Annotated in this window: 14 protein-coding genes; 7 read left to right on the top strand and 7 right to left on the bottom strand. The window is 65.2% G+C overall.

Annotation, left to right across the window (positions count from 1 at the left end; all coding sequences use genetic code 11):
- Positions 1-38: 38 nt before the first annotated feature.
- The gene (locus B2585_RS13425) at positions 39-593 is read right to left on the bottom strand and encodes a DNA-3-methyladenine glycosylase I (protein ID WP_292023906.1); all 555 of its coding nucleotides are present in this window, start codon (positions 591-593) and stop codon (positions 39-41) included.
- Between the two features lie 84 nt (positions 594-677).
- Here B2585_RS13425 and B2585_RS13420 point away from each other — a divergent pair, with 84 nt between their 5' ends.
- The 4 genes from B2585_RS13420 to B2585_RS13405 all read left to right on the top strand — a co-directional run bounded on the left by B2585_RS13420 (position 678) and on the right by B2585_RS13405 (position 4,655).
- On the top strand, positions 678-1,523 hold the full coding sequence (locus B2585_RS13420; protein WP_292023905.1) for an EAL domain-containing protein: 846 nt from the start codon (positions 678-680) through the stop codon (positions 1,521-1,523).
- A gap of 155 nt (positions 1,524-1,678) precedes the next feature.
- Positions 1,679-2,854 carry an acetyl-CoA C-acetyltransferase gene (locus tag B2585_RS13415; protein ID WP_292023904.1) on the top strand — a complete coding sequence of 392 codons (1,176 nt, stop codon included), beginning with the start codon at positions 1,679-1,681 and terminating at the stop codon, positions 2,852-2,854.
- A 141-nt stretch (positions 2,855-2,995) separates the two neighbouring features.
- Complete coding sequence (gene phbB, locus B2585_RS13410) at positions 2,996-3,718, top strand: acetoacetyl-CoA reductase (RefSeq protein ID WP_292023903.1); 723 nt, start codon at positions 2,996-2,998, stop codon at positions 3,716-3,718.
- A 67-nt stretch (positions 3,719-3,785) separates the two neighbouring features.
- Positions 3,786-4,655 carry a DMT family transporter gene (locus B2585_RS13405; protein WP_292023900.1) on the top strand — a complete coding sequence of 290 codons (870 nt, stop codon included), beginning with the start codon at positions 3,786-3,788 and terminating at the stop codon, positions 4,653-4,655.
- 9 nt (positions 4,656-4,664) lie between these two features.
- On the opposite strand, the gene B2585_RS13400 is transcribed toward B2585_RS13405, so the two are convergent.
- The 3 genes from B2585_RS13400 to B2585_RS13390 form a co-directional block, all read right to left on the bottom strand.
- Positions 4,665-4,832 (bottom strand): YdcH family protein, encoded by a 168-nt coding sequence (locus tag B2585_RS13400; protein WP_292023898.1) that lies wholly within the window; start codon positions 4,830-4,832, stop codon positions 4,665-4,667.
- A gap of 151 nt (positions 4,833-4,983) precedes the next feature.
- The gene (locus tag B2585_RS13395) at positions 4,984-5,745 is read right to left on the bottom strand and encodes a tRNA1(Val) (adenine(37)-N6)-methyltransferase (RefSeq protein WP_292023896.1); all 762 of its coding nucleotides are present in this window, start codon (positions 5,743-5,745) and stop codon (positions 4,984-4,986) included.
- Between the two features lie 2 nt (positions 5,746-5,747).
- A complete protein-coding gene (locus B2585_RS13390) occupies positions 5,748-5,966 on the bottom strand; it encodes a DUF2007 domain-containing protein (RefSeq protein ID WP_292023894.1) in 219 nt (72 codons plus the stop codon).
- Positions 5,967-6,040: 74 nt separating this feature from the next.
- Between B2585_RS13390 and B2585_RS13385 the strand changes: the two genes are divergently transcribed.
- Together B2585_RS13385 and B2585_RS13380 are read left to right on the top strand one after the other, a co-directional pair.
- Positions 6,041-7,042 (top strand): polyprenyl synthetase family protein, encoded by a 1,002-nt coding sequence (locus B2585_RS13385; protein ID WP_292023892.1) that lies wholly within the window; start codon positions 6,041-6,043, stop codon positions 7,040-7,042.
- A 1-nt stretch (position 7,043) separates the two neighbouring features.
- Entirely contained in the window at positions 7,044-7,781 is a 738-nt protein-coding gene (locus tag B2585_RS13380; protein WP_292023889.1) for an alpha/beta fold hydrolase, read from the top strand.
- Here B2585_RS13380 and B2585_RS13375 read toward each other — a convergent pair.
- From B2585_RS13375 to B2585_RS13365, 3 genes are all read right to left on the bottom strand, one after another.
- Entirely contained in the window at positions 7,774-8,607 is an 834-nt protein-coding gene (locus B2585_RS13375; RefSeq protein WP_292023887.1) for a 4-(cytidine 5'-diphospho)-2-C-methyl-D-erythritol kinase, read from the bottom strand. The two genes, B2585_RS13380 and B2585_RS13375, sit on opposite strands and share 8 nt — an antisense overlap.
- 10 nt (positions 8,608-8,617) lie before the next feature.
- On the bottom strand, positions 8,618-10,342 hold the full coding sequence (locus tag B2585_RS13370) for a tetratricopeptide repeat protein (RefSeq protein WP_292023885.1): 1,725 nt from the start codon (positions 10,340-10,342) through the stop codon (positions 8,618-8,620).
- Positions 10,343-10,451: 109 nt separating this feature from the next.
- Positions 10,452-12,104: an electron transfer flavoprotein-ubiquinone oxidoreductase gene (locus B2585_RS13365; RefSeq protein ID WP_292023883.1), complete on the bottom strand. Its 1,653-nt coding sequence runs from the start codon at positions 12,102-12,104 to the stop codon at positions 10,452-10,454.
- Between the two features lie 224 nt (positions 12,105-12,328).
- Here B2585_RS13365 and greA point away from each other — a divergent pair, with 224 nt between their 5' ends.
- A complete protein-coding gene (greA, locus tag B2585_RS13360; protein ID WP_292024048.1) occupies positions 12,329-12,799 on the top strand; it encodes a transcription elongation factor GreA in 471 nt (156 codons plus the stop codon).
- Positions 12,800-12,827 lie beyond the last annotated feature (28 nt).

The raw sequence follows: 12,827 nt of genomic DNA, 5'->3' as shown, positions 1-12,827 counted from the left end.
CCCCGGCGGGTCGGACCGGCCCCAGCCGGTCCGAAACCTCACACGCGCCGCGCCGGACAGCCAACGATGTGGTCGTTCACCAGCCCGCAGGCCTCCATCCAGGCATAGACGATGGTCGGCCCGCAGAACCGGAACCCGGCTTTCTTGAGATCCTTGGATACCTGTTCGGACAGCGGCGTCTTCGGCGGCATTTCGGCGAGGCTTTCGAAGTGGTTCACCTGCGGCGCGCCGCCCACATAGCCCCACATCCGATCCGCGAAAGGCTGCGCCCCGCCCATGTCGAGATAGGCCTGCGCGTTGCCGATGGTTGCCTCGATCTTGCCGCGGTGGCGGATGATGCCTTCGTTGGTCAGGAGCCGGGCGACCTCCGGCTCGCCCCAGTGCGCGATGACCTCCGGCTCGAAGCCCTCGAAGGCCTGCCGGAAGTTCTCGCGTTTGCGCAGGATGGTGATCCAGGACAGGCCCGCCTGGAACCCGTCGAGGATCAGCTTTTCCCACAGCGCGCGCCCGTCGTACTCCGGCACGCCCCATTCGGTGTCGTGATAGGCGACATACAGGGGATCGGTCCCGCACCAGCCACAGCGTTCGCCCATGTGAATTTACCTCGAATCCTAAATTTTACTGCTTCTTAGCAGGTCGGGCGCAATGGTGGCGAGGCATTGGCTTTCGAGGTGGACATGCACGACCCTTCTCCGCTCGATCCGGTCGACCCGGACGTTGAACTCTCCAGCCCCCTGACCATGGCGATCCGGCAGCGGGACCGCGATACGATGGCGATGGTGCGCCGGGCGGTCGAGAAAAAGCAGGTCTTGCTGGCTTTTCAGCCGGTGATGCGCGCGCGGTCGCCGGACACGGTGGCATTCCATGAGGGGCTCATCCGCGTGCTCGATCACACGGGCCGGATCATTCCGGCGCGCGACTTCATCGACGTGGTCGAGAATCAGGAGCTTGGCCGTGTCATCGACGCGCTTGCGCTGGAGCTTGGGATCGCGGCTCTGGAAGAGGAACCGTCGCTCAGGCTGTCGATCAACATGTCGGCGCGGTCGATCGGCTATCCGCGCTGGATGAGGGTGCTCAAGCAGGGTCTCGAACGCGACGAGACGGTCGGGGAGCGCCTGATCCTCGAGATCACGGAGCGCACGGCCATCATCATGCCGGAGCTTGTTCAGGTCTTCATGGCGGATATGCAGTCCGAAGGGATTTCCTTCGCGCTGGACGATTTCGGCGCGGGCTATACCGCCTTTCGCTACCTGCGGGATTTCTACTTCGACATTCTCAAGATCGACGGGGAGTTCATTCGCGGCATCGCCGAAAGCCCGGACAATCAGGTGATCGCGCAGGCGATGCTGTCGGTCGCGCGCCATTTCGACATGATGACCGTGGCCGAGAGCGTCGAGTGCCTTGAGGATGCGCAGTTCATGGCCGATGCCGGGTGCGATTTCCTTCAGGGCTATTTCTTCGGCGCGCCGACCGTACGGCCCTGGTGGAAGCAGGGCGGGGTGGGACAAAAGCGCCGGGCCTGACGTGGCGTCCACTCCAACCTTGATTCGTTCTGCATTGCGGCATACTCCTGTGCCCGGCGCAGATGCCGGGACTAGAATCGCGCGGGCACCCCCGCGATTGCATCTGCCGGACCCGTTCCGCCGCGACGGCGGAACCGACACGGAGAGGACATACTATGACGAATGTCGTGATCGTATCGGCTGCGCGTACGCCGGTCGGCAGCTTCAATGGCGCGTTCGCCAACACCCCCGCACATGACCTTGGCGCGACTGTTCTGTCGGCACTGGTCGAGCGGGCCGGCATCGACGCATCCGAGGTGGACGAGACCATCCTCGGTCAGGTCCTCACCGGCGGGCAGGGGCAGAACCCCGCGCGTCAGGCGCATGTGAACGCGGGCCTTCCGGTCGGCAGCGCCGCCTGGAGCATCAATCAGGTCTGCGGCTCGGGCCTGCGCGCCGTGGCGCTGGCTGCCCAGCACGTTCAGCTTGGCGACGCGGGTATCGTGGCCGCGGGCGGGCAGGAGAACATGTCTCTCAGCCCCCACGTCGCGCACCTGCGCGCCGGTCACAAGATGGGCGACATGAAGTTCATCGACTCGATGATCAAGGACGGTCTCTGGGATGCCTTCAACGGTTATCACATGGGCCAGACCGCCGAGAACGTCGCCGAGCAGTGGCAGATCACTCGCGACAGCCAGGATGAATTCGCCGTGGCGAGCCAGAACAAGGCCGAAGCGGCGCAGAAGGACGGAAAGTTCAAGGACGAGATCGTTCCCTTCACGGTCAAGACCCGCAAGGGCGACACGGTCGTGGAGGACGACGAGTACATCCGCTTCGGCGCGACGATGGACGCGATGCAGAAGCTGCGTCCGGCCTTCACCAAGGACGGCACCGTGACCGCGGCGAATGCCTCGGGCATCAATGACGGCGCGGCTGGTGTGCTCGTGATGTCGGCGGAAGAGGCCGAGAAGCGCGGGCTGGAGCCGCTGGCACGGATCGCGTCCTACGCGACCGCCGGGCTCGACCCGTCGATCATGGGCGTTGGCCCGATCTATGCGAGCCGCAAGGCGCTGGACAAGGCTGGCTGGAAGGCCTCGGACCTAGACCTCGTCGAGGCGAACGAGGCATTCGCGGCGCAGGCCTGCGCGGTGAACAAGGACATGGAGTGGAACCCGGAGATCGTGAACGTGAACGGCGGCGCCATCGCCATCGGTCACCCGATCGGCGCCTCGGGCGCGCGGATCCTCAACACCCTGCTGTTCGAGATGAAGCGGCGCGGGGCGAAGAAGGGCCTCGCCACGCTCTGCATCGGGGGCGGCATGGGCGTCGCCATGTGCCTCGAGCGTCCGTAAGCGGAAAACAGACAGGGAAAGGGGCGCTTCGGCGCCCTTTTCTTCTTGCGCAGCAAATCTGTATGAAAGAAACATTGTTGCGTGTATCGGGTGTATTCGGTAACAGAGTTTCAAGCGTAATTTACTGAGGGAGGACAGGCCATGGCACGAGTTGCACTGGTGACAGGTGGTTCGCGCGGAATCGGCGAAGCGATTTCCAAAGCGTTGAAGGCCGAAGGCTACGAGGTCGCTGCGACATATGCCGGCAACGACGAGAAGGCCGCGGCCTTCACCGAGGAAACCGGGATCAAGACCTACAAGTGGAACGTGGCCGACTACGAGGAGTCGAAGGCCGGGCTGGAGAAGGTCGAGGCCGACCTCGGCCCCATCGACGTGGTCGTGGCCAATGCCGGGATCACCCGCGATGCGCCGTTCCACAAGATGACGCCAGAGCAGTGGAACCAGGTGATCGACACGAACCTGACGGGCGTGTTCAACACCGTTCACCCGCTGTGGCCGGGGATGCGCGAACGCAAGTTCGGCCGCGTGATCGTCATCAGCTCGATCAACGGTCAGAAAGGCCAGTTCGGTCAGGTGAACTATGCCGCGACCAAGGCGGGTGACCTCGGCATCGTGAAATCGCTGGCCCAGGAAGGCGCGCGTAACGGCATCACCGCCAACGCGATCTGCCCGGGCTACATCGCCACCGAAATGGTCAAGGCGATGCCGGAATCGGCCCAGGAAAAGGTGGTCGCACAGATCCCTGCCGGGCGGTTCGGCGAACCGGAAGAGATCGCGCGCTGCGTGGTGTTCCTTGCGTCCGATGACGCGGGCTTCATCAACGGCTCCACGATCTCGGCGAACGGCGCGCAGTTTTTCGTCTGACGCGCCCACTCTGGGAGGAGGGAAGAACCGGCCTTTCGGGGCCGGTTTTTTCATGCCATCAGGCCGCATGACGGAAACCCGCGCCACGCTGATCGGATTCACGGCGGTCCTGCTTTGGGGCCTGCTGGCGCTGTTCACCGTTGGAACGGCGCCGGTGCCGCCGTTGCTCCTGAATGCGCTGTCCTTTGCCATCGGGGGCGCCATCGGGCTGGTCTGGGTGAGCGTGACGGGGGGATGGGGGCGGCTGCGGGCCGTGCCGCTGCGGGTTTATGCCTTTGGAACGGCCGGGCTGTTCGGATACCACTTCTTCTACTTCAGCGCGCTGCGCCTTGCACCCGCGGCCGAAGCGGGGCTGATCGCCTATCTCTGGCCGCTGCTCATCGTTCTGTTCTCAGGCCTTTTGCCCGGTGAACGGCTGCGGGCGGGCCATATCCTTGGGGCGTTCGTGAGTTTCGCGGGGGCCGCGCTCCTCCTCACGCGGGGCGGGGGCGGGTTCAGCATGGCCGCGCTGCCCGGTTACCTTTTCGCCATACTCTGTGCTCTGACCTGGTCGGGATACTCGGTCCTGTCACGCAGGCTGGGCGCGATGCCGACGGATACGGTCGCGGTGTTCTGCGTCGCCACGGCCGTTTTGTCCGCGCTCGCCCATGTGGCGGTCGAGGAGACGGTCTGGCCGACAAATACGCTTGGCTGGGCATCGGCCATAGGCCTTGGGCTCGGCCCCGTGGGGCTCGCCTTCTACACCTGGGACATCGGGGTGAAGCGGGGCAACATCCAGCTTCTCGGCACGGCGAGTTACGCCGCACCGCTCTTGTCCACCTTCGCCCTGATCGCGTTCGGGATCGCTCAGGCCAGCGTCGTGCTGATCCTTGCGGCCGTCCTGATCACGGTTGGTGCGTATCTTGCAGCCCGGGCCGGCCGGAGCCGGTCGGGGTGAGTGCCATGCTTAATGCAGGGCGAGACGCTCGATTTCGTCCTTCAGCATGAGCTTTTGCTTCTTGAGGGACATGATTTCCGTGTCCGGGGTGCCGGGGCTGCGTTGCGCCGCCTCCACCTGATTGGACAGGGCTTCATGTTTCCGACGGAGTTCCTTCAAGCGTGCACTCAAATCCATAGGGTCCTCCTCAATGTGAACTGATATCTAAAGTGGAGCATAGAAGCCCCGTTCTGTCACGAAATCGTTTCAAAAACGTGCATGCCAGCAAACATATGCCAATAATGCACCTTTGATATCGGCAGATTCTTACAACGGGGTTACAGGATCACTACCACAGCGGGAGCGCGGCGCCGTCGCGCAGGATCGCAGAGACCTCCCGCCGGTAACTTTCCGAGTCGCCCACATGCTCGGCCCCGTCGTGCAGGATGAGGGGGGCTGCGAGGCGGAAAGCGCCCCGTCCGCCCTTGCGGGCCTGCACCAGCACGAGCACCGCTGCGCGCCCCTCACGCGGGAGGAGCGGCTTGACGAGGATGCTGCCCAACCGTTCGTCCATCCCGCCCAGGATTTCCGGAACACGCTCGGCCTTCTGGATGATCGTGAGGTAGCCGCGATGTTTCAGACGCCGGGTCGCGGTGTCGATCCAGACCGCGAGTGGCGTGTCCTCGAACAGCGCCGCCGCGCGACCGGCATCGTTGGATTCCGTCGAGCGGTCGCGCAGGTGGTAGGGCGGGTTCATGATGACGTGATCGAAGCTTTCGTCCTTCACCGCAGCGGGGAGGTCCGCGAGGTCGGCCTCAACCACGTCCATGTCGATGTCGTTGTCGTAGGCGTTCTTGCACGCGAGGTCGGCATATTCCGGCTGCCGTTCCACCCCCACGAGCCTGAGACCCGGGACGCGTGCGCCGAGGCACAATGCCGCAGCGCCCGCGCCGCAGCCGAGATCCAGCACGCTTTCGCCCTCATGCGCCGCAATGGAGGCCGCGAGAAACACCGGGTCGACCCCGGCGCGGTAGCCGTCGCGCGGCTGCATCAATACAAGTTGCCCCCCGAGGAACTTGTCCTCGGTCACCAGATTACGGGCAAATCCCATACTCACGTCTCCTCGATATCGATCCCGTTTTCGGTCAGCACGCGGCAGGCGCGCGCATGATCGTCCGCCCGGACCATAAGGCGACGAGGTAAAATACCTATTGATCCCTCAAGGGTGCTCATATGGACGTCCATCGGAAACGAAGGTATACCTTCGCCGGAAAGTAGGGCGTCTGCAAAAGCGATGATCGTAGGGTCCGTGGTGCGAAGAAGCTCTTTCATGATTGGGACTTAGGACCTTATTTCGCCGATTGTCGAGGCATTCGTCCGACGGCTCGGGGAGGGTTGAGGAAAGAATGAACGTGTTCGACCGCAAGGCGCACAAGCCTCACGAACGTCTCGCCGCCCATCTCAAGGACGATCTGGCCGGCGTGGATGAGATGATTCGCACCCGCATGTCGTCGGAACATGCCCCGCGCATCCCCGAGGTCACGGCGCATCTCGTCGAGGCCGGCGGCAAGCGGCTGCGCCCGATGCTCACGCTCGCCTCGGCGCGGATGTGCGGCTACGACGGGCCGTATCACGTTCACCTCGCGACGGCGGTGGAGTTCATCCATACCGCGACGCTCCTGCATGACGACGTGGTGGACGAGAGCGCGCAGCGGCGCGGGCGGCCCACCGCGAACCTGTTGTGGGACAACAAGTCGAGCGTTCTGGTGGGCGACTACCTGTTCGCGCGGTCGTTCCAGCTGATGACCGAGGCGGATTCGCTGCGCGTGCTTCAGGTGTTGTCCAATGCCTCGGCCACGATCACCGAGGGGGAGGTGTTGCAGCTCACCGCGGCGCAGGACTTGGCCACGACCGAAGAGACCTATTTCAAGGTGGTGCGGGGCAAGACCGCGGCGCTGTTTTCGGCGGCGACCGAAGTGGGCGGCATCCTTGCGGGTGTCAGCGAGGAGAAGATCGCCGCGCTGCACGACTATGGCGACGCTCTGGGCATCGCGTTCCAGGTGGTGGACGACCTGCTCGATTTCTGGGGCGGCGACGCGACCGGCAAGAACATCGGCGACGATTTCCGCGAGCGCAAGCTGACCCTGCCGATCATCAAGGCGATTGCGCAGGCGGATGACGACGAGCGGGCGTTCTGGACCCGCACGATCGCCAAGAACGATCAACGGGACGGCGACCTCGAGCGGGCGCTGGAGATCATGACGGCGCATGGCGCGCTGGAGGATACGCGGGCGGCCGCGCTCGACTGGGCGGAGCGGGCCAAGGCGCCGCTCGCGCTGCTCCCGGACGATCCGATCCGCGATATGCTGAGCGATATCGCCGACTATGTGGTGGCGCGGCTCAACTGACATGACCGACGGTGTCTATTTCCACGGGCTACCGGGTGGACCGGCGGAGCTCGAGTGCCTTGGCCCGCGCTCTCCCCTGCGTCCGCTCGACCGGCTGACCCGGCCGGGGTCGGATTACGAGGCGCGGCTGGGGTCGGTGGTCGACGATCTGCGCCGCGCCGGGCCTCAGCGGGTCGTCGCGTTCTCGATGGGGGCCATGTCGGCGCTCAGGATCGCGGCCGACCATCCGGAGCTGGTGTCGGAACTTGTGCTGATCGCGCCTGCCGGACCGCTCACGCTGGGGGATTTCCTGCCGCAGATGGCCGGGCGCCCGGTGTTTCAGGCGGCGCTGCGCGGCGGGGCGCGGTTCCGGATGTTCGTCTATGGGCAGGCGAGCGCGATCCGGCTGATGCCGCAGTCGTTCCTCGAGAGCCTGTTTCGCAGCGCTCCGGTGCATGACAAGGCGCTGCTCGTGGACCCGGACATCATGGACGGGCTGATCGAGTCGTGGCACTCCGCGCTGCTCGGGTCGCGCGCGGCCTATCGCGACGAGCTTTCGGCCTATGTTTCCGACTGGTCCGGTGTGCTTGGGCGCGTGTCGGTGCCGACGGTGATCCATGCGGGGGCCGGGGACTCCTGGGTGCCGCCGCGGATGGTGCGCTCCCTTGCCGGATCGCTGGGCTGTGTGCCGGAGATGCATGAGCATCCGGAGCTTGGCCACTACGGGGTGGCGAACAAGGTTCTCATGAAGCTCAGGTGAGCGTGGCCGGGGCCACCCACCAGCCGGGATGATCCTGTGCCAGCGCGGCAGCGGCGATGTCGGCCCCGTCGCGCGTGTCGAACAATGCGAAACAGGTGGCGCCGGACCCGGACATGCGGGTGAGACGGGCGCCAGACAGACCGCTGAGCGCCTCCAGCACGTCCGCGATGACCGGTGCTGCGCCGATGGCCGGGGCTTCGAGGTCGTTGCGCTGTGCGCCCAGCCAGTCGATGAGGGCGCGCGTCCCCTGCCAGCGGGGCAGTTTCGCGGGCATCGGCTTGTTCTGCTTGCGGTCGAGGGCCTTGAACACCGTGGGCGTCGGCACTTCGACGCCGGGGTTGGCGAGGACGGCGTGCAGGGGGGGCAGGTGCGGCACGGGCACGACGACCTCTCCAATCCCCGACATGAGGGCCGCCTGCCGCATCAGGCAGACGCGCACATCGGCGCCGAGGTCGGCCACGCCCTCCGGCAAGCGCCGCTCGCCGGTGATGTCGGACAGGGCCAGCAGGGTCGCGGCGGCGTCGGATGAGCCGCCCCCGATCCCGGCAGCGGCAGGCAGGTGCTTGGACAGGGTGATCGCGACGGGCTGTTCGAACAGCGCGGCGGCCTTCCAGACGAGGTTGGTGTCGTCCGTCGGCACACCGGCGGCCTGCGGCCCGGTCACGTCGAGGGACATGGCATCCGCCGGCTGCACCGCGACGCGGTCGCCCACGTCGGCAAAGACCACGAGGCTGTCGAGAAGGTGATAGCCGTCCTTGCGCTGCCCGGTGACGTGCAGCGTGAGGTTCACCTTCGCGGGGGCGAAGACCTTGGCGAACGGAACCATGCGGGCGGCCTCAGTTCGCCGCGGCGCTGTCCCGCGTCAGGATCGGCTCCTTGCCTTCCTCGATCAGCACCTCGTCCAGCCCGATCTCAAGCTTGCGGCGGATGCGGTCGGGCTTCACCTCTTCGAGGTCGGTGTCGTCGTTGATGAAGGACAGCGCGCGGCTCCACTGAAATTCGGCTTCGCGGGTGCGACCGACGGACCAGTAAACGTCTCCGAGGTGATCGTTGACCACCGGGTCGACGGGCATGAGCGAGACGGCTTTTTCCATCTGCGGCACGGCCTCCTGATAGCGGCCGAGGCGGAAGTAGACCCAGCCGAGGCTGTCGACGATGTAGCCTTCGTTCGGGCGCTGATCGACGGCTTTGCGGATCATGTCGAGTGCGGTGTCGAGGTTCTGGCCCTTCTCGACATAGGAGTAGCCGAGGTAGTTGAGGACCGAGGGCTGAACCGGCTGCAATTCCAGAGCCTTGAGGAAATCGGCCTCGGCCTGTACCCAGTTGCCGCCGCGCTCGTTGGCGATGCCACGGGCGAAGTAGACGGCCCATTGGGCGGGCACTTCGGTATCGTACAGCGCGATGGCACGGTCATAGGCGGCGGCGGATTCGGGCCACATCTCTTCGTACCGGTACGCATCCGCCAGGGCGACGTGGACGGGGGCGAGATCGGGGAAGCGGTCGGCAAGCGCGACGAGCGTGTCGATCCCCTCCTGCTCGGCCCCGGACCGGCGCAGCGCACCGGCCTTGCCCATCATCGCCTGCACATAGGCGCGGCTGTCCGGGTCGATCTGGTCGTAGGTTTCGACGGCGAGGTCATGGCTTCCCATATCCTCGAACACGGCGGCGCTGAGGAGCACGGCGCCCACGTTGTCGGGGTTCAGATGCTGGGCGAGGCGCGCATAGATCAGGACGAGGCTGGGGCTGGCTTCATTGGCGAGCACTTCGGCCACGTTGAAAAACAGCGCCGAAAGCCCGTCCTTGGGCGACCGGATCGCGTCGAATTCGACGGTCTCCCCGGCCTCGAGCGCGGCGCGCAGCGAGGCGACCTCTTCGTCGCCCGTGGTCGGGAGCTGCGCGTCGATGGCCGCGATGGCGTCGTCGTTGCGCTCAAGCTGGCTCAGGATCTGGGCATAGGCGATGACGCCGGAGCGGTTGAGCGTGAGCTCGACCTCTTCGCCGGAGAGAATCCGGGCCGCGCCCTCGTAGTCACCCACATAAGCGAGCGCCTGCGCTTTTTGAAAGGCCGAGATCTGGCGGGCCATTTCGTCCTGCGCGAGGTCGTCGAAGATTTCCAGCGCGCGCGACATGCGCCCGTCACCGATAGCGGTCCATGCAAGGATGAGCGGGTCCATGAGACCGCCGACGGAAAAGCCGCCGCTCATCGTCTCTTCCACGGTGTCCCATTCTTCACGCGCCATCGCGTCGCCCAGCAGGACGATGCGGCCAAGTTCGTTTTCCGCCGAGAGGTCGGTGAGGCGGCGGGCGACCGGCACGGCGGCGTCGATCTGGCCGAGGCCGATATAGGCGACCAGCAGCCCCTCCATGATCCCGGCATTGTCCGGGCGTTCGGCAAGGGCGCGGGCGCCGTAATCGACGAGGGCCGCGAAATCGGCATTGGCATCGGCGGAGCGGGCGGCGAGGTAGGCGCCGACGAACCCGTCGGTCGATTGTGCGCCCGAGGGCAAGGCGGTCAGCGCCAGCAAGCTGGCCGCGCCGAGGCTGCGGACGGTACGGATCAATCGGGGCAAGGTGCACCTCTCCTGTTGGGTGGTTGGAGGCAACCCTAACCCTCGGACCGGGGCGGTTCAATGCGCGTGGGCCGCGCGGGGCGGCCCACTGACGCAAAGGTTACATGTTCGGGTAATTCGGCCCGTCACCGCCCTGCGGGACCGTCCAGCGGATGTTCTCGGACGGGTCCTTGATGTCGCAGGTCTTGCAGTGAACGCAGTTCTGAAAGTTGATCTGGAACTTCGGCCCGTTGTCGCCCTCGACCACCTCGTAAACACCGGCCGGGCAATACCGCTGCGCGGGCTCGGCATATTCCGGCAGGTTCACGTCGATCGGGATCGAGGCATCCTTGAGCTTGAGGTGGCAGGGCTGGCTTTCTTCGTGGTTCGTGTTGGCGAAGCTCACGTTGGTCAGCCGGTCGAAAGACAGCACGCCGTCGGGCTTGGGATAGTCGATGGGCTTGTGCTTGGACGCCTTCTCGGTCGCCTTCGGGTCGGACTTGCCGTGTTTCATCGTGCCAAACAGCGAGAAGCCGCCGAAGAGCGTCTGGAACCACATGTCGAAGCCGCCCAGCGCCATGCCGCCGGCGGGACCGAAGCGGGCGTTGAGGGGTGCGACGTTGCGCACGCGCTTGAGGTCTTTGCCCACGGGGCCGGTCTTGAGCGCCTCGTCGTATTCGGAGAGCGTATCGCCGGAGCGCCCCGCTTCGATTGCCGCATAGGCGGCTTCGGCGGCCTGACGGCCCGAATGCATGGCGTTGTGGTTGCCCTTGATGCGCGGCAGGTTCACGAGACCGGCGGAACAGCCCGCGATCACGCCGCCCGGAAACGCGGTGTCGGGGATCGACTGGAACCCGCCCTTGGTCACGGCGCGCGCGCCGTAGGCCACGCGCTTGCCACCCTTTAACACCTGCGCAACGCGCGGGTGGTGCTTGAACCGCTGAAACTCCTGATACGGGTTCAGGTAGGGGTTCTTGTAGTTCAGGTCGACGATGTAGCCGACGTAAACCTGGTTGTTGTCGATGTGATAGAGGAACGAACCACCGCCGTTCTTGAACCCGAGCGGCCAGCCGAGCGAGTGGGTGACTTCGCCCTCGTTGTGGTTCTCGGGGTCGACGTCCCAGATTTCCTTGAGCCCGATGCCGTATTTGGGCACGTCGGAGTTCTGGGCGAGGTCGTACTTGGCAATGATCTCTTTCGCGAGCGAGCCGCGCACGCCTTCGCAGATGATGGTGTACTTGCCGTGAAGCTCCATCCCCGGCTCGTAGCCGTCGCCGGGGGTGCCGTCGGCGTTTCGGCCAAACTCGCCTGCCACCACGCCCTTCACCGCGCCATTGTCGTCATAGACCAGTTCGGAGCAGGACATCCCGGGATAGACCTCGACGCCGAGCGCCTCGGCCTGTTCGGCGAGCCAGCGGCAGACGTTGCCCATCGAGACGATGTAGTTGCCGTGGTTGTTCATGAGCGGCGGCATGACCCAGTTCGGGATGCGCATCTGGCCGCCTTCGCCGAAGATGTAGAAGTTGTCCTTCTTCACCGGGACGGTGACCGGCGCGCCCTTTTCCTTCCAGTCCGGGATCAGCGCGTCGAGACCCGAGGGGTCCAGAACAGCGCCCGACAGGATATGCGCCCCGACCTCGGAGCCCTTTTCGAGCACGACGACCATCAGGTCCTCGTTCAGTTGCTTGAGCCGGATGGCGGCGGAGAGGCCCGCGGGGCCAGCCCCCACGATGACCACGTCAACGTCCATCGCTTCGCGTTCGATTTCGGCCATTTCCGGCTCCCTTCCCGAAATTTTGTTGCGCCTTGGTAGCGGGCGTGCTGGTCCCGGTCAATCGCGACACGGCGTCATTCGCTGCGCTGCGGCACCGGCAATCCGCCAATAATCCCGTTGCAAATCAGGCGGGATTGCTTTTGTGTTGGACCAGCCTTCCGGGCTCCGGCGGACCGCCCGCCCGGTATTAAGTGAGACCCGAGACAGAGAACCACAAGGCACTCATGGAAAAGATCCTGCTGACCCGTGCGGGCTACACCGCACTGAATGAAGAATTGAAACAACTGAAGTCGGTGGAGCGCCCCGCCGTGATCGCCGCGATTTCCGAGGCGCGCGAGCATGGCGACCTGTCGGAGAACGCCGAGTATCATGCCGCCCGTGAGAAGCAGAGCTTCATCGAGGGGCGCGTGAAGGAGCTTGAAAGCGTGATCGGCCTGGCCGAGGTGATCGACCCCGCCAAGCTGTCCGGTCCCGTGAAGTTCGCGGCCACCGTGAAGCTGGTGGACGAAGATACGGACGAGGAAAAGACCTATCAGATCGTGGGGGAGCCCGAGGCCGACCTCGAGAAGGGCAAGCTCAACATCAAGTCACCGCTGGCCCGCGCCCTGATCGGCAAGGAAGAGGGCGACTCGGTCGAAGTTCGCACGCCGGGTGGCGAGAAGAGTTACGAAATCCTCGAGATCGAGTATATCTGACCCTGTGACGGAACCTGTCGAGGGCGCA

The sequence above is a fragment of the Maritimibacter sp. UBA3975 genome, assembly GCF_002384975.1.
In the GTDB taxonomy this organism is placed as follows: Bacteria; Pseudomonadota; Alphaproteobacteria; order Rhodobacterales; family Rhodobacteraceae; genus Maritimibacter.
The sequence above is the reverse complement of the archived record's forward strand: the minus strand, read 5'-3'. Positions and strand labels throughout refer to the sequence as shown.